Consider the following 15,746-nt stretch of genomic DNA (forward strand, 5'->3'; position numbering starts at 1 on the left):
AGTTGCCTTAGCCGAAGTTAAATCAGGAATATTATCAGAGCAGAGAATTATGTTGAACATAAAGGTCACAACAATGCGTATTGAAAAAAATGATGTCCTGTTCTTTGTTTTTTATTATCTATAGTCTACAATTTCATGAAATGCAGCTATGGCGAAATTGGTAGACGCGCTAGATTCAGGTTCTAGTGAGCTGATGCTCATGGAAGTTCAAGTCTTCTTAGCTGCAGGAAAATACCAGGGACAATAATTCGAGAAGGAAACTTATGGTAAAAATCATATCAAGTGAAAATTTTGACTCTTTTATTGCATCGGGACTTGTTCTCGTTGATTTCTTTGCAGAATGGTGTGGTCCCTGTCGGATGCTCACCCCTGTATTAGAAAATCTTGCTATGGAACTTCCTCATATCACTATTGGGAAAATTAATATTGATGAGAACAGCGCCCCTGCAGAAAAGTATGAAGTAACCTCAATTCCTACTTTGATTCTTTTTAAGGATGGGAAAGAGGTAAATCGAGTAGTAGGTCTTAAAGATAAAGAATTTCTAACGAAACTTATTAATAGCCACGCTTAAAAGTCTACATTATTTTCCCACGACATACAGTCGTGGGTTTCCTAACATTGTAATTTCAATGAGTCTTGTCTTACTACTTCGTATAAAATAATCCCTACGCTAGTGGCCAAATTTAAAGAACGAATCCTAGGGTGCATAGGGATACGAAAGCAGTTCTTATAATATTTTTTTATAGTCTCTTCGGGCAATCCTTTAGATTCCGATCCGAAAACATATGTTCCCAAATAGGGCAATGCTGCCTCAGTATAAAGCGCGGATCCCTTTGTAGAAAGGCAAAAAATATAATCTTCGGGGATATCTTTTAGAGCTTCTTCTAGAGAATCGACTACTGTTAATTGGACTTTTCCCCAGTAGTCCATTCCTGCACGCTTTACGAATTTATCAAGTAAAGAAAAACCGAGGGGCCGAACCAAAACAAGTTCAGCGCCTAGGGCTACGCAAGTTCTGCCGATATTCCCAGTATTTTGTGGAATATCGGGACAGTAAAGAACTACCCTCATTCACCTTGAGTTCCTTCTTGCACAACAGCAGCAACTTCATCTGCTGAAGCCTGAACTAAACTAATTTCAAAAATCAACAAAGAATTTGGAGGTAATTGTCCTGCAGTTCCATAAGCAAGATCAGGATGAATGTAAAGTACTCGAGTTTCTCCTTCTTTCATGCCTTGCATACCTAAAGCAAAGCCAGGAATTGTCTGATTTAAAGGAAGCAGTATAGGCTCGTTGTTTCCTTCCGAACTACTAAATACTTGGCCATTGATGAATGAACCCTTATAGTGAAGTAAAGCTGCAGGTTTTCCAGAAAGAACTTTGCCTACACCTTCCTTAATAATTTTGTATTGCAATTTATTGGGTTGAACCTCAACAACGCCCTCATTCTTACTGTTTTCTTTTAAAAATTTTTCCGCTAGTGAAAGATTTTCTTTTGATTTTTTTTCAAAAATTAACTTTTGCACTTCTGTCATTTTTTCTTCATACTCTACTTCTGTTAAAGGAGCACTCTTACAAATTAATTCTGCCTGTAATCCCTTTGCGACTTCTGCAATATCAAAAAAAACATCTTCTGACTTACGCAATTGCCTAGCTAATAAATGACCAAATGTTCTTGATAATTTCTGATTATCAGACAATTCCATTTCCTGACTCTCTTTATGTTCCACTTGAGGTTCTTCATTCTTGTCTTTGTCATTGGAACGTACATCACAAGAAACGATAGAGAATGCCACAGCTAATGTTGCCAAAACTAAATTCCACCGTCTGTTCATCTTTCTTCTCCTATCTTTGATCGTAAAGCAATGCTGTATTGCTATATACCCGAAGTGACTATAAATTATATCAAAAAGCTACCTTAATACTTAGTTCTTTTAATTGCGAAGACATAATTTCTGAAGGAGCATCCATCATAAGATCTGCCGCCCTTTGTGTTTTAGGGAACGCAATTACTTCACGGATACTCTCTGCAGCGGTTAAGACCATAATCAGACGATCTAATCCTAGGGCAATTCCTAAATGCGGAGGAGTTCCAAAACTTAAAGCCTCTATGAAAAATCCAAATTTTTCCTGAATGCTTTTAGGATCCATTTTTAAAATTGTAAAGATTTTACTTTGCAATTCTGGACTATGAATCCTTTGCGATCCTGATGCAATTTCATATCCATTGAGGACTAAATCATAACTTGAGGATCGTACTGCTAAAGGATCGGTCTCTAGCAAAAGAATATCCTCTTCCAGAGGAGCTGTAAACGGATGATGTTCCGCCACAAAATTGCCATTATCTAAAGAAAAAAGAGGGAAATCTGTGATCCAAACAAAACTAAATTGATCATCACTATACAATTTGCGTTCTTTGGCAATCAACCTACGTAAATGATCTAAAGATTGGTTAGCAACTGATTCAGGAGCTGCTATCAAGAGCAAAATATCCTGGTCTTGAGCTTCGAAATAAGCAAACATTTCATTAAAAACTTCTTCTGCCATAAATTTAGCAATATTTGAAGCTACTTGTCCTTCCTGTTTTTTAATCCAGACCAGGCCCATAGCACCATAACGTTTTATGAATTCAGTATAACCATCAAGTTGTTTACGAGACATATTTGCCCCACCAGGAACACAAAAACCTTTCACAATGCCTCCTTGAGCCAACTGATCTAGGAAAATAGAAAACGACGATTGCTCTGCATATTGTCGACAATCTCTCAGTTTAAGATCAAATCTTAGGTCTGGTTTATCTGTGCCATAGGCATCTTTAGCTTCTTGATAAGTCATTCTAGCTAAAGGCAATGAGATATTTATGCCCTGTGTAGCAAACAATGTAGAGACTAATTTTTCTATAATAGGGAATAGGTCCTCAGAATTCCCAAAGCTCATTTCAATATCTATTTGGGAAAACTCAGGCTGACGGTCTGCTCGCAAATCTTCATCTCTAAAACAAGTCGCTATTTGGAAATAACGATCTAACCCCCCAACCATTAGAAGTTGCTTGAAAAGCTGTGGAGACTGGGGTAGAGCGTAAAATTTTCCAGGGTAAATTCTAGATGGCACAAGATAATCTCTAGCCCCTTCAGGGGTCGACTTGCCCAATATAGGAGTCACAACTTCGATGAATCCTTCTGCATCCATATAATTACGACAGGCAAGCATCACCTCATGACGACAAATCAATTTCTTAAGAATATCTCCACGACGCATATCTAGATAGCGATACTCTAAACGCAATTCTTCATTAACATTAATGTGATCATCCGAAATAGAGAAAGGCAAATTTTGAGATTTAGACAATACCTCAAAGCTTTCAACTTCAACCTCGATGTTTCCTGTGGCTAAATTAGGATTTTCCATACCCGGAAGACGGGCACATACTTTTCCACATATAGAAAGAACCCATTCAGCACGCACTACGTCTAAATGTTGGTGTAATCCTGGCTGTTCATCTTCGCGACACACAATCTGCGTAATTCCAAAACGATCTCGTAAATCTATAAAGACAACACCTCCATGATTACGATAACGATGCACCCACCCTGACAACTGAACATTCGAGCCTAGATGACTCGTTGTCAATTCATTACAATGATGCGTTCTGTATTTCATATAACAACCTTTGCTCTATCTCTTCTTTTGACCCAGAGAATTCTTGACGCAAAAACATATTTTTAACAACTAATTGCTGAGAAATTAATTCCTGTTCACCAACTAAGCAAACAAAAGAAACTTGTTCGGCACTTGCTATTTTTAAAGCTACTTTTATTTTTTTATGAGACCAGTCTATTTCTGTAGGAATTCCTAGCTGTCGTAAATGATGAGACCATTCCAAACAGAATTGATCAGCATCTGGCTGCATGGGAATTAAGCGTAATTTATGAGGAAATCGTGCCTCAATACGCTTTTGAGCTAATAATGTTTGGATCACTCTTTCTAGACCAATACCAAATCCACATGCAGGAAGAGCATGACCTCCAAAAGCTGATATCAAACCATCATAACGGCCTCCACCTCCTAAAGCATAAGCATGGCCTTCAAAAGTAGTATTTGCTTCAAAAACTAAGTCAGAATAATAGTCTAGGCCGCGCACTAAACGAGGATTAATAACATAGGGTATTTCTAAAATTCTCAGGGCATCTAAAATTTCATTAAAATACCTTAGGTCCTCGTCAGAAACATAGTCTAAAATTGGAGGCGCCTTACGAATAATTTCCTGATCCTCAGGTTCCTTTGAATCTAAAATACGCAAAACATTGGTTAAAAATCTTTCCTGGCTTAATGCTGACAACTCATTGATAGACTCTTTTAAATACGCGCGTAGAACCTTGTCGTATCGAAATCTTGTTTCGCTACCACCTAAAAAATTGAGCTGGATTTGCATATATTGGAGACCGACACGATTGTAGAAATCCCAGAACAAAGCGAGGATCTCGGCATCTCTTAGGGGATGACGGACACCAATAGCTTCAACACCAAATTGATGGTGTTGACGATACCTACCTGCTTGCTGACGTTCGTAGCGAAACATAGGAAGAACATAATAAAACTTATTATCACTACGATGAGAAGATCCGTGCTCCAGAAAAGAACGAACAACAGCAGCTGTTCCTTCAGGTCGCAGGGTCATAGAACGACCTTTTCTATCTAAAAAAGAATACACTTCTTTCTTAACAACGTCGCTCTCTTCTCCAACATGTAAAAATACTTCTGATTTTTCGAAAACAGGAGTACGAATTTCAGAAAATCCATAAAGCATACATACTTGATGAATAACTTTCTCAACACTATGCCAAAACGAGGTATGTCGCCATAATTGCTTGGCATCCGAAAGATAAGGAAATATATCAAAAACCCCTTTAGGGAGAGTTCCAGTCACGTGATCTCTTCTCTCAAAATGATTACAATTCTTAAATGATGGAGTATTTAGAATTTAGTTAACGCCTCTCTTTGCCCAAGTCTAAACCTATTAGCGCTCAGACATAACTTTGCTTCTCCTTTAAGAAAGGTCATTTAGCATCGCTTTGATTATATGTTAGCTTATGGTTTTTGTAACGAAGTATTAGAAGAAAAATATGTAATCTGAATATTACAAATACATTCTTAAAATTCTTTATTAAGAAGTTTGCTTCAAAACTAAAACAGAAACATAGATCTTCTTATTTTTTCATTACAAAGGTTAAACCCATCCTTCATAGTGCACCAGGCAGTCTGGAGAAATAGGCTCTATAACTTCGTGCACTGGAAAAACATCTTGAAGAAAAAACAAACTACATTTTCCTTTAGACAGTTGTAAAGCGGCAGTATGCAGGTTGTGCTCCCCATTAAGATTACCCTCTATGGGGACGAGAAACACTCCTATCAAAGCGATCAACTTTTTCATCACGCGTACCCTCCAAAGTTAATCATCTCAGGATGAGACTTTCAAAGCTAATTTAGTAAAAATACGCTCTTCTAGTATTCCGCATTTAATTAAAAATAACCAAGTAAAATACACTATTAACGCATCTTTAGTCTCCCAGACTTACATGATTCCCTCCTTGTTTTTTCATTGCTCATGTGATAAAGTAAGCTTTTCTTCGCATTGCGCCTCAGTGAAAAAGCTTTTAAATGTGGAATTTTAAAGATGAACGTTTGGACTAAATTTTTCCAGCCTCCAAAGCATATTAAAGAAATCGAAGACCCAGAAGTGGTCAAAAAAAAATACAAGTACTGGCGTATTCGCATTTTCTATAGCATGTTTATCGGCTATATTTTTTATTACTTCACAAGAAAAAGTTTTACATTTGCGATGCCCACATTGATTGCTGACCTGGGATTCGATAAAGCGCAGTTAGGCATTATAGGCAGTACTTTATATTTTTCCTACGGTATTAGCAAATTTGTTAGTGGAGTCATGTCAGATCAATCAAATCCCAGGTATTTTATGGCCATAGGATTAATGATTACAGGTCTGACTAACATCTTATTTGGCATGTCGTCATCCATTGTATTATTCGCTCTTTGGTGGGGACTTAATGGATGGTTTCAAGGATGGGGTTGGCCTCCATGTGCTCGTTTATTAACACATTGGTATGCAAAATCAGAACGCGGCACTTGGTGGAGCGTTTGGAGCACCTCTCACAATATTGGAGGTGCATTGATTCCCATTTTAACAGGATTTATTATTGATTATAGTGGATGGCGAGGAGCAATGTATGTCCCAGGAATTCTTTGTATCGGAATGGGACTCGTTTTAATTAATCGCTTAAGAGACACACCCCAATCATTAGGCCTTCCTTCTATAGAAAAATACAGGCACAATGCTCATTATGAACAGGAAATTCAGGCTTCAACCGAAACCAGTCAAGAAGAGGAGCGCGAGCTATCAACTCGCGAAATTCTGTTTACCTATGTACTTACCAATCAATGGCTTTGGTTTTTAGCTGCAGCTTCATTTTTTATTTATATAGTACGTATGGCAGTGAATGATTGGAGTGCATTATTTCTCATTGAAACCAAACACTATGCTGCTGTGAAAGCCAATTTCTGTGTATCTCTATTTGAAATTGGCGGATTGTTTGGGATGCTAGTTGCTGGTTGGTTGTCTGATAAAATTTCTAAGGGCAATCGTGGCCCTATGAACGTTATTTTCTCTTTAGGATTACTTTTTGCCATTTTAGGTATGTGGTTTGGACGTAGTTATAATCAATGGTGGCTTGACGGGACTTTATTGTTTGTCATTGGCTTTTTCTTATATGGGCCTCAAATGATGATTGGATTAGCAGCAGCCGAACTGTCTCATAAAAAAGCTGCAGGTACTGCTAGCGGTTTTACTGGATGGTTTGCTTATTTCGGAGCTACTTTTGCAGGATATCCTTTAGGAAAAGTTACTGATGTTTGGGGGTGGAAAGGCTTTTTCATTGCTCTTTTAGTCTGTGCCTCTATAGCTTTAGTACTTTTCTTACCAACTTGGAACGCTACGGAGAAAAACATTCGTAGTAAAGCTTAGCTCTTCTTGAGGTGTTTTTTTGACCTGGGTACCTCTCCATTGTCACTCTCAATATTCTATTCTTGATGCAACGAGTTCTATTAAGGATTTTGTTGCTAGAGGAGAGGAATTACAAATTCCAGCCCTAGCTCTAACAGACCATGGGAATCTTTATGGAGCTATTGATTTTTATAAAGAATGCAATCAAAAAGGTATTAAGCCAATCATTGGCTGTGAGTGCTATATTGCTCCAGGGTCTCGTTTCGATAAGAAAAAAGAGAAACGGCGTCGCGCAGCACATCATATAATCTTATTGTGTAAAAATGAACAAGGTTACCGTAATCTTTGTGTATTAACCTCCAGAGCATTTACAGAAGGCTTTTATTACTTTCCACGCATAGATAAGGATCTTTTGAGCCAATATTCTGAAGGATTAATTTGTTTATCTGGTTGTTTATCTAGCTCTGTATCAGAAGCTGCTTTAAAGTCTGAGGAAGATCTTATTCTTGAATTAGAATGGTTTCAAAACCTATTCAAAGATGATTACTTCACAGAAGTACAATTCCATAAAATGTCTGAAGACAAAGTTGCGAGCTTTGGAGAAGAGTGGTTAAAACAAGAGTATTACTCTTTAATTGAAAAGCAAGCCAAAATCAATACTGCAGTTTTAGCCGCAAGCACAAGTTTAGGTATTCCTACTGTAGCTACAAACGATATTCACTACATCAATCCAGAAGATTGGCAGGCTCACGAAATCCTTCTCAATATCCAATCTGGAGAAACTGTACGCATTGCAAAACAGAATACCCATATTCCTAATCCTAAAAGAAAAATCTATAGCAGTAGAGAATACTACTTTAAGTCTCCCTTACAAATGACAGAGTTATTCAAAGATACTCCTGAAGTTATTTCTAATACATTAGAAGTAGCTAGTCGATGTAATTTTACTTTTGATTTTTCTAAGAGACATTACCCAATTTATATTCCTGAGTCTTTAAAATCTCTGGATAACTATACTGAAGAAGACCGTTATCAAGCTTCTGCTGCCTTCTTAAGAGAACTTGTTGAAGACAGCCTACCTAAGAAATATTCTCCTGAGGTCCTCGCCCATATTGCTAAGAAGTTCTCAACTCGTAACCCTATAGACATTGTCAAAGAAAGAATGGAGATGGAGATGGCCGTCATCATTCCTAAAGGAATGTGTGATTATCTTCTAATTGTTTGGGACATCATTCATTGGGCTAAAGCAAATGGGATTCCCGTAGGTCCAGGAAGGGGTTCCGGAGCTGGATCCGTATTACTATTTTTGTTGGGGATCACAGAAATTGAGCCTATAAGATTTGATTTATTCTTTGAACGATTCATCAATCCAGAACGTTTATCCTATCCTGATATCGATATTGATATTTGTATGACAGGCCGAGAACGTGTGATTAATTATGCTATTGAACGTCATGGTAAAGACAATGTAGCTCAAATCATTACTTTTGGAACAATGAAAGCCAAAATGGCCGTTAAAGATGTTGGGAGAACTTTGGACATGGCTTTGTCTAAAGTGAATCATATTGCTAAACATATTCCAGATTTAAATACCACATTATCCAAAGCTTTGGAAACTGATCCTGACCTTTATCAGCTCTATATTAATGACTCAGAATGTACACAAGTTATTGACATGGCTCTTTGTTTAGAAGGGTCAATACGCAATACAGGTGTGCATGCTGCTGGCGTGATTATCTGTGGTGATCAGCTAACAAATCACATTCCTATTTGCATGTCTAAAGATTCAACCATGATCACAACGCAATATTCTATGAAACCAGTCGAGAGTGTTGGGATGCTTAAGGTTGATTTATTAGGATTAAAAACTTTGACAAGCATCAATATCGCGATGTCAGCAATTCAACACAAAACTGGACAATCGCTAACTATGGCTACCCTACCCTTGGACGACACAACTACATTCTCTCTTTTGCATCAAGGGAAAACCATGGGGATATTTCAAATGGAATCTAAGGGCATGCAAGAGCTTGCCAAAAATCTACGTCCTGACCTCTTTGAAGAGATCATTGCTATAGGTGCTTTGTATCGTCCAGGTCCTATGGATATGATTCCTTCTTTTATTAATCGCAAGCACGGCAAAGAGACTATAGAATATGACCATCCCCTCATGGAGTCAATTCTTCAAGAAACCTACGGAATTATGGTCTATCAAGAGCAAGTAATGCAAATTGCAGGTGCATTAGCGAGTTATTCTCTTGGTGAGGGTGACGTTTTACGGCGTGCTATGGGGAAGAAAGATGCCCGACAGATGGAGCAAGAACGAGAAAAATTTTGTAAACGTGCTTGCAACAATGGTATAGATCTAGATTTAGCGACCACCATTTTTGATAAAATGGAAAAGTTTGCTTCCTATGGATTTAACAAATCTCATGCTGCTGCTTATGGTTTGATTACCTATACCACAGCATATCTCAAAGCAAATTATCCTAAAGAATGGCTTGCGGCTTTGCTTACTTCTGACTCCGATGATATTGAGAAGGTAGGCAAATTAATTCGAGAAGCTCAGAGCATGGGTATTCCAATTCTTCCTCCTGATATCAATGTCTCGAGCAACCACTTTGTAGCGACTAATGAAGGGATACGCTTTGCTATGGGAGCCATCAAAGGTATTGGACGTGGTTTGATTGATAGTATTGTAGAAGAACGGGATCTTCATGGTCCTTATCAAAGCATCAGAGACTTTATTCAACGTTCTGACTTGAAGAAAGTGTCAAAAAAGAACATAGAGAGTTTAATCGATGCGGGTTGTTTTGATTGTTTCGAGGCTAACCGAGATTTGACTTTAGCATCTGTAGAGCCCCTGTATGAAGCTATTTCTAAAGAGAAGAAGGAGGCTGCCTCTGGAGTAATGACTTTCTTTGCTTTAGGAACTATGCATGACAAACATGAAATACCACTCTCTCTGCCTAAAGACATTATTCCCCGTTCTAAAAAGGAAATTTTAAAAAAAGAAAAAGAACTACTAGGAATTTATCTTACTGAGCATCCTATGGATGCTGTTCGAAACTACTTTTCACATCTGTCTGTGGTTCTTGCGGGAGAATTTGAAAATTTATCTCACGGCTCTGTAATCCGAACAGTTTTTATCATTGATAAGGTAACGACTAAGGTTTCATCAAAAGCCCAGAAAAAATTTGCTGTTCTGCGTGTTAATGATGGCATAGACTCTTATGAACTGCCTATCTGGCCCGATATGTATGAGGAACAACAAGAGCTATTAGAGGAAGACCGCCTAATTTATGCTATTATCGTTTTAGATAAACGTAATGATTCCTTACGTTTTTCTTGTCGTTGGATGAGAGATCTGTCAGTCGTTAACGAAAATATTATTTATGAATGCGATCAAGCTTTTGACAAAATAAAAACTCAGGTACAAAAAATGTCTTTTTCAACACCAGGTTTTGTGAGGGAGAATAAAATTAAAGTGGGCAAGCCTAATGAGAGCTCACAAATGCCAACTTCAACACCTCTAACCCTATCTTTAGATCTTAATGAACTTCGCCATAGTCACTTATGTATCTTAAAAGAGATTATTCAAAGGCATCCTGGATCACGGGCATTATTATTAATTTTTACTCAAAACAATGAAAAAATAGCCTCTGTTTTTCCTGATGATGCGTATTTTGTCTCCGAAAATATTGAGTCACTTCAAAAAGAACTAACAACCGCAGACCTTCCCATACAGCTGATTACTGTTTGACGCTCTCCAGTAAAGCCTTAGAGAATTCTTTAAAAATTTATTTCTCTATAACAAAAGTACCTATTAGTTGAATAAGAGAGTTTGCTTATATATCCTGGAAAGGTTTCCCAGTTACAGCATTAATATATTCTACGCGGATGCTTTTATCTGCAGAAATTAGAGATACTTTGTAGACCGGGACATATACTGTTGAGCTACGTACAATTAAAAAGTTATCCCCAAAAATCATTTTTACTAGATGACGGACACGATCTTCAGAATATTGCGCCGGGAAAATTACGGAATTCCTTGGTTTTTGAAACCATACAGGACTACTATTTAATATTGTTGTACAGCCTCGAATTGGCTGGAGCTGTTGGAAATGGGTCCCTATTTGATTACCAGAAGCAAAGATTAATTTTTTCTTTTGACACTCTCTAATTACTCTATCTGCTCTTATATTTCTCAGAGCCAAAGCTTGTGCTAATGATTCTCTAGATGTTGCTCCTCCTAAAGTCGCTAGCGTTTGTATAACACACATATCTTGTTTGCCTGCGTGAAGAAGCAAGCATTCTCGGAATCCTTTAGAACATGCCCAAGTTCCTGTGTGTAATACCATTTCACCATTCACTAAACTCCATAGAATTTCTCCTTCCTGACTGATAATATGTTTTTTACCTGGCTCTTCTTTAGAGAAGCGTACATGCATAAGAGTATGGGGAATGAATGCTAGCTCTACAAAAGACTTACCATCGCGATGTTCTGGGAACAATGCCAATGCCTGTTCTGGAGAGATGTGACGCTCAAAAACCTGTAGTTTTTCAAATCCCGAAATTTTACGTACAAAATGACAGCTCTTAGAAAATACTGCTGAGCTATGATCAGCAGCAAGTTGCATAATTTTTTGTGCACAGGGAACGCGATCCCATAAAAAAACACCAAAAAACAGAGAAGCGGCAAAAGCACAAAAATATAAAATTAACTTCTTCATAAATTACCTTTTTTATATTTTACACAATAAAAAAATGTTTTATCAAATAAAAAAATCAACAAACTATAAACAAAACAAAAACAACGCATTTGACAAATTCTGTTTTTCTTTTTTATGATGACATTTTGTTGTTGTAAGCCCCCATCTAATTATGAAATTTCTATTATACCTTCCACTCCTTCTTGTTCTGACCTCTTTTGGGTGCGATGCAAAACCTGTTTCTTTTGAGCCTTTTTTAGGCAAACTCTCAACCCAACGTTTTGAGCCTAGGCACTCCCCAGAAGAATATTTTGCTCAAGGTCAAGCACTCCTAAAAAAAGGAAATCTTAGGAAAGCCTTAATATGTTTCGGAATTATTGTGCACCACTTTCCTCAAAACGCCTTATGTAGTCATGCACAGTATCTTTTAGGAGTCTGTTATTTCAAGCAAGACCACCCAGATTTAGCAGACAAAGCATTTTCAGCATATTTACAACGTTCTGATGCAGAGTATTCTGAAGAGCTTTTTCAGATGAAATATATGATTGCAGAGAGATTTGCTCACGGGAAGCGCAAACGTCTTTTCCTATTAGAGGGATTCCCAAAAATAGAAAATGCTGATGAAGATGCCCTAAGGATTTATGATGAGATTCTTTCTGCATTCCCTAGCAAAGACTTAGGAGCACAAGCCCTTTACAGTAAAGCTGATCTACTTATTATAAAAAAAGATTTTACTGAGGCAATCAAGACATTGAAAAAGCTAACTTTGCAATTTCCTCTACATGTTTTGTCTTCTGAAGCTTTTGTACGTTTATCAGAAATTTATTTACAGCAAGCTAAAAAAGAACCTCATAATATTCAATATCTTCATTTCGCTAAGCTTAATGAAGAAACAATGAAAAAACAACACCCCAACCACCCATTAAATGAAATTGTTTCGGCTAATGTTGAGACCATGCGCGAGCACTATGCTAGAGGTCTATATACTATAGGCCGTTTCTATGAGAAAAAGAAAAAAGGAGAGGCGGCGAGCATCTACTATCGCACGGCGATTACAAATTATCCAAGTACTCTCCTAGTAGCTAAATGTCAAAAGCGTCTAGATAGAATATCAAAGCATACTTCCTAAAAGCAAAGTCAGTATGAGATTATTTTCTTTAGGCACGATGTATCTCTTTTGTTCTTTAGCACTTTCATCATGCTGTGGTTATTCTATTCTAACCTCCCCCCACAAATTATCTTCTTTAGGGCAATCTCTATCCCATGCAGGAATCTTCATTGCTCCTATAAAGGAAGATCACCATGGTCAGTTAACTTCCGCGCTAATTTATGAGTTCAGTAAGCGTTCATTACCTATTTCTGGAAGAAATTCTTGTGCAGGCTATACTCTGAAAATAGAACTTGTGAATCCTATTGACGAGAATATAGGTTTTACGTATGCGCCAAATAAACCTGGAGATAAGACTCAGAGACATTTTATTGTCTCTAATGAAGGTAGACTGTCACTATCCGCAAAAATACAGCTTATCAATAACCACACAGGAGAAGTCCTTTTAGATCAGTGTGTTTCTCGAGAATCTGTGGATTTTGATTTTGAGCCCGACTTAGGCATAACAAACACTCATGAGTTTGCTTTAGGTCAACTTGAAATGCACAATGAAGCTATAAAAAGTGCTCGCCGTATATTATCTGTACGCCTAGCTGAGATGATTGTTCAACAGGTATACTATGATCTCTTTTGAAGGAGAAACTGTTTTCCCTGCAGTACTTAGCGAACTTCATAGCATGCTAGACCTAATTAAACGTGCAGGTAAACAATCTAAGTTTCCTCAAGAGAAGTTATTAAAGCTCGAACTCGCCTGTGAGGAGCTTCTAGTTAATATTATTTCCTATGCTTATCAGGGCGAAAATTCCCCAGGGATCATTAAGATTGCCTGTAAAGCTCGTCAAGATGATTTAGAGGTTGTGATTAAAGACCACGGCCCCTCATTCAATCCTCTTACTGTGAGAGTAAATATCCAGGAAGACCTTCCGCTAGAGCAACGAAAGCTAGGAGGCCTAGGCATTTTTCTTGCTAAAAGTTCTGTTGATGAGTTTCTTTATACTCGTGAGAATGATTGCAACATTGTCCATTTAAAAATACATAATAACGCATCTTATTAAAGATCTTTATTAAATCGGAATGAGCGTAGAGCATCTTCAGTATCTTTAATTTCTTTAAGATATAACTGTAGAGCTTCAAGAATAAGCGTAGATTGATTGTACTGTCCACAAGCTTCGAATGCGATTTCTGGAGCATATTTTCCTTTTTCCTGGGACACAGCAATATAACCACGGGTTACAGCTTCTCCTTCGACCAGCTCAGGAACGAGCCAAATAGCAAAATCAGAGTTAAATAATGTGAGTTTATCTTTAGATTCTGCAATAATAAAATCATTCTCAGACTGACTATAGAGAAAGTTGGTACTAGCATCAGTACAATGAGGACGAGAAAGTATTTCAGCGATATTTAAGTATCCTTCAGGGAAGGATGTTCCCCTATTAAGTATTGACTGACGATAAAACTCCTCGAAAAAATCCAAACTCATAGTATATTTCCTCTGATTTATGGTAATTCTTTATTTTCAGAGCCGTCAAGTTCTTTCTATCTACCTTAATTTCCTAGCAACATAAGTAATAAACAATCAATAGTCCGTATATGAAACTCCCTTTTTTTAAGTATCGATATATTATCTTGTACGGGTTGCTTTCCGTATTACCTTTACATGCAGAGCTCTCTTTCCCAGAGGTACGTGGAACTACTGCTGCTGTTGTCCATGCCGAATCTGGAAAAATATTCTATAATAAAGAGATAGATACTGTGATTTATCCTGCTAGCATGACTAAAATTGCTACTGCACTATTTATCCTCAAGCGCTATCCCGAAGTGTTAGATAATCTAGTTAGAGTAAAACAAGATGCAACCGCTTCTATTACCCCCCAAGCAAAAAAACAATCGGGATACCGTAGTCCTCCTCACTGGTTAGAAACTGATGGGTCCACAATCCAACTCCAAGTGAGAGAAGAACTCCTAGGCTGGGACTTGTTCAATGCCTTGCTAATTTGTTCTGCGAACGATGCTGCTAATGTCTTAGCAATGGCGTGTTGTAATTCTGTAAACAACTTTATGAACCAGCTCAATCTCTTCCTAAAAGAAGAAATTGGCTGTATTAATACTCATTTTAATAATCCTCACGGCCTACATCATCCTAACCACTATACTACAGCTCGAGATCTTGTTAGCATTATGCGCTCTGCTTTAAAAGAGCCTAAATTTCGAGAAGTCATTTCCACAACAAGTTATAAGATAGCTCCTACAAATCTTCATAACGAACGCATACTCTCTCCTACTAACAAATTGATTATTCCTGGTTGCAACTATTACTATCCTCCAGCTTTAGGGGGGAAAACAGGCACTACCAAGACTGCAGGGAAAAATCTAATCATGGCAGCTGAAAAAAACAACCGCTTAGTCGTAGCTATTGCTACCGGATACTCGGGACCTGTTGGTGATCTTTATCAAGATATAATAGGTCTGTGTGAAACTGTGTTTAACGAACCCTTGTTGAGAAAAGAGCTAGTGGCTCCTTCTGAGAACCTACAGCTGGAAATTACTAACTTAGGGAAGCTTTCCTGTCCTCTTCCAGAAGGAGTATATTATAACTTCTATGATTCTGAAGACCAAGAACCTTTCTCCGTATCTTTCATCGCTCATGTGCATACATTTCCTATTGAGAAGGGTAGTCTGCTTGGAGATTGGGTTTTTTATGATCGTGAAGGTAACAAACTCTCTTCCCAGCCTTTCTATGCACCTTGTCGGCTAGAACGCATTGCTAAACCTTGGCAAATCTACGTTAAGAATATAATGAAATCCCATAGAACCTATGTTTGTGTAGCTATGCTTATAATTTATTTTCGATATCGTAAGCACCGTAAACGTAGGTTCCTAAAATATTATTCTAAAATCTAACTCTTT

At 37.7% G+C, this 15,746-nt stretch carries 14 protein-coding genes and 1 tRNA gene; 8 read left to right on the forward strand and 7 right to left on the reverse strand.

The features are described 5' to 3' along the window. Window positions 1–142: 142 nt before the first annotated feature. Both C834KP_RS03100 and trxA read left to right on the forward strand, forming a co-directional pair. A tRNA-Leu gene (locus C834KP_RS03100) sits at window positions 143–226 on the forward strand. Beyond that, window positions 222–572: a thioredoxin gene (gene trxA, locus C834KP_RS03105; protein ID WP_420808684.1), complete on the forward strand. Its 351-nt coding sequence runs from the start codon at window positions 222–224 to the stop codon at window positions 570–572. The genes C834KP_RS03100 and trxA overlap by 5 nt, the downstream gene beginning before the upstream one ends. A 41-nt stretch (window positions 573–613) precedes the next feature. Here trxA and C834KP_RS03110 read toward each other — a convergent pair whose 3' ends face one another. The 5 genes from C834KP_RS03110 to C834KP_RS03130 all read right to left on the reverse strand — a co-directional run bounded on the left by C834KP_RS03110 (window position 614) and on the right by C834KP_RS03130 (window position 5,432). Continuing rightward, the gene (locus C834KP_RS03110) at window positions 614–1,072 is read right to left on the reverse strand and encodes a tRNA (cytidine(34)-2'-O)-methyltransferase (protein WP_108896725.1); all 459 of its coding nucleotides are present in this window, start codon (window positions 1,070–1,072) and stop codon (window positions 614–616) included. Further along, window positions 1,069–1,836, reverse strand: coding sequence for an FKBP-type peptidyl-prolyl cis-trans isomerase (locus C834KP_RS03115; protein ID WP_108896726.1), 768 nt, complete (start codon window positions 1,834–1,836; stop codon window positions 1,069–1,071). Before C834KP_RS03115 ends, C834KP_RS03110 begins: the two co-directional genes overlap by 4 nt. A gap of 70 nt (window positions 1,837–1,906) precedes the next feature. Continuing rightward, the gene (aspS, locus tag C834KP_RS03120) at window positions 1,907–3,661 is read right to left on the reverse strand and encodes an aspartate--tRNA ligase (protein ID WP_108896727.1); all 1,755 of its coding nucleotides are present in this window, start codon (window positions 3,659–3,661) and stop codon (window positions 1,907–1,909) included. Further along, window positions 3,636–4,928, reverse strand: a complete 1,293-nt coding sequence (hisS, locus tag C834KP_RS03125) for a histidine--tRNA ligase (RefSeq protein WP_108896728.1) — start codon at window positions 4,926–4,928, stop codon at window positions 3,636–3,638. Before hisS ends, aspS begins: the two co-directional genes overlap by 26 nt. Before the next feature lie 300 nt (window positions 4,929–5,228). Continuing rightward, a complete protein-coding gene (locus C834KP_RS03130; RefSeq protein WP_108896729.1) occupies window positions 5,229–5,432 on the reverse strand; it encodes a hypothetical protein in 204 nt (67 codons plus the stop codon). Between the two features lie 243 nt (window positions 5,433–5,675). On the opposite strand from C834KP_RS03130, the gene pgtP reads away from it, so the two are divergent. Together pgtP and dnaE are read left to right on the forward strand one after the other, a co-directional pair. After that, entirely contained in the window at window positions 5,676–7,040 is a 1,365-nt protein-coding gene (gene pgtP / locus C834KP_RS03135; RefSeq protein ID WP_108896730.1) for an MFS transporter, read from the forward strand. 19 nt (window positions 7,041–7,059) lie between these two features. Then, entirely contained in the window at window positions 7,060–10,782 is a 3,723-nt protein-coding gene (gene dnaE, locus C834KP_RS03140; protein WP_108896731.1) for a DNA polymerase III subunit alpha, read from the forward strand. An 85-nt stretch (window positions 10,783–10,867) separates the two neighbouring features. On the opposite strand, the gene C834KP_RS03145 is transcribed toward dnaE, so the two are convergent. Further along, window positions 10,868–11,752, reverse strand: a complete 885-nt coding sequence (locus tag C834KP_RS03145) for a hypothetical protein (RefSeq protein ID WP_108896732.1) — start codon at window positions 11,750–11,752, stop codon at window positions 10,868–10,870. A gap of 151 nt (window positions 11,753–11,903) precedes the next feature. On the opposite strand from C834KP_RS03145, the gene C834KP_RS03150 reads away from it, so the two are divergent. Genes C834KP_RS03150 through C834KP_RS03160 form a run of 3 tightly spaced genes read left to right on the forward strand, consistent with a single transcriptional unit; the run spans window position 11,904 to window position 13,894 of the window. Continuing rightward, window positions 11,904–12,860 (forward strand): tetratricopeptide repeat protein, encoded by a 957-nt coding sequence (locus C834KP_RS03150; protein WP_108896733.1) that lies wholly within the window; start codon window positions 11,904–11,906, stop codon window positions 12,858–12,860. 13 nt (window positions 12,861–12,873) lie between these two features. Next, window positions 12,874–13,473 carry an LPS assembly lipoprotein LptE gene (gene lptE / locus C834KP_RS03155; RefSeq protein ID WP_108896734.1) on the forward strand — a complete coding sequence of 200 codons (600 nt, stop codon included), beginning with the start codon at window positions 12,874–12,876 and terminating at the stop codon, window positions 13,471–13,473. Beyond that, window positions 13,460–13,894, forward strand: a complete 435-nt coding sequence (locus tag C834KP_RS03160; protein ID WP_108896735.1) for an ATP-binding protein — start codon at window positions 13,460–13,462, stop codon at window positions 13,892–13,894. The genes lptE and C834KP_RS03160 overlap by 14 nt, the downstream gene beginning before the upstream one ends. On the opposite strand, the gene C834KP_RS03165 is transcribed toward C834KP_RS03160, so the two are convergent. Further along, complete coding sequence (locus C834KP_RS03165) at window positions 13,891–14,319, reverse strand: hypothetical protein (protein ID WP_108896736.1); 429 nt, start codon at window positions 14,317–14,319, stop codon at window positions 13,891–13,893. The genes C834KP_RS03160 and C834KP_RS03165 overlap by 4 nt on opposite strands. A 110-nt stretch (window positions 14,320–14,429) precedes the next feature. Between C834KP_RS03165 and C834KP_RS03170 the strand changes: the two genes are divergently transcribed. Next, complete coding sequence (locus tag C834KP_RS03170) at window positions 14,430–15,740, forward strand: D-alanyl-D-alanine carboxypeptidase family protein (RefSeq protein ID WP_108896737.1); 1,311 nt, start codon at window positions 14,430–14,432, stop codon at window positions 15,738–15,740. The last annotated feature ends 6 nt before the right edge of the window (window positions 15,741–15,746 follow it).

The organism is Chlamydia serpentis (assembly GCF_900239945.1).
In the GTDB taxonomy this organism is placed as follows: Bacteria; Chlamydiota; Chlamydiia; order Chlamydiales; family Chlamydiaceae; genus Chlamydia; species Chlamydia serpentis.

Bases quoted from the DNA above. Each gene is read 5' to 3' on its own strand.
- C834KP_RS03110 (WP_108896725.1), bottom strand. From the start codon at position 1,072: ATGAGGGTAGTTCTTTACTGTCCCGATATTCCACAAAATACTGGGAAT.
- C834KP_RS03115 (WP_108896726.1), bottom strand. From the start codon at position 1,836: ATGAACAGACGGTGGAATTTAGTTTTGGCAACATTAGCTGTGGCATTC.
- aspS (WP_108896727.1), bottom strand. From the start codon at position 3,661: ATGAAATACAGAACGCATCATTGTAATGAATTGACAACGAGTCATCTA.
- C834KP_RS03130 (WP_108896729.1), bottom strand. From the start codon at position 5,432: ATGAAAAAGTTGATCGCTTTGATAGGAGTGTTTCTCGTCCCCATAGAG.
- pgtP (WP_108896730.1), top strand. From the start codon at position 5,676: ATGAACGTTTGGACTAAATTTTTCCAGCCTCCAAAGCATATTAAAGAA.
- C834KP_RS03145 (WP_108896732.1), bottom strand. From the start codon at position 11,752: ATGAAGAAGTTAATTTTATATTTTTGTGCTTTTGCCGCTTCTCTGTTT.
- C834KP_RS03150 (WP_108896733.1), top strand. From the start codon at position 11,904: ATGAAATTTCTATTATACCTTCCACTCCTTCTTGTTCTGACCTCTTTT.
- lptE (WP_108896734.1), top strand. From the start codon at position 12,874: ATGAGATTATTTTCTTTAGGCACGATGTATCTCTTTTGTTCTTTAGCA.
- C834KP_RS03160 (WP_108896735.1), top strand. From the start codon at position 13,460: ATGATCTCTTTTGAAGGAGAAACTGTTTTCCCTGCAGTACTTAGCGAA.
- C834KP_RS03165 (WP_108896736.1), bottom strand. From the start codon at position 14,319: ATGAGTTTGGATTTTTTCGAGGAGTTTTATCGTCAGTCAATACTTAAT.
- C834KP_RS03170 (WP_108896737.1), top strand. From the start codon at position 14,430: ATGAAACTCCCTTTTTTTAAGTATCGATATATTATCTTGTACGGGTTG.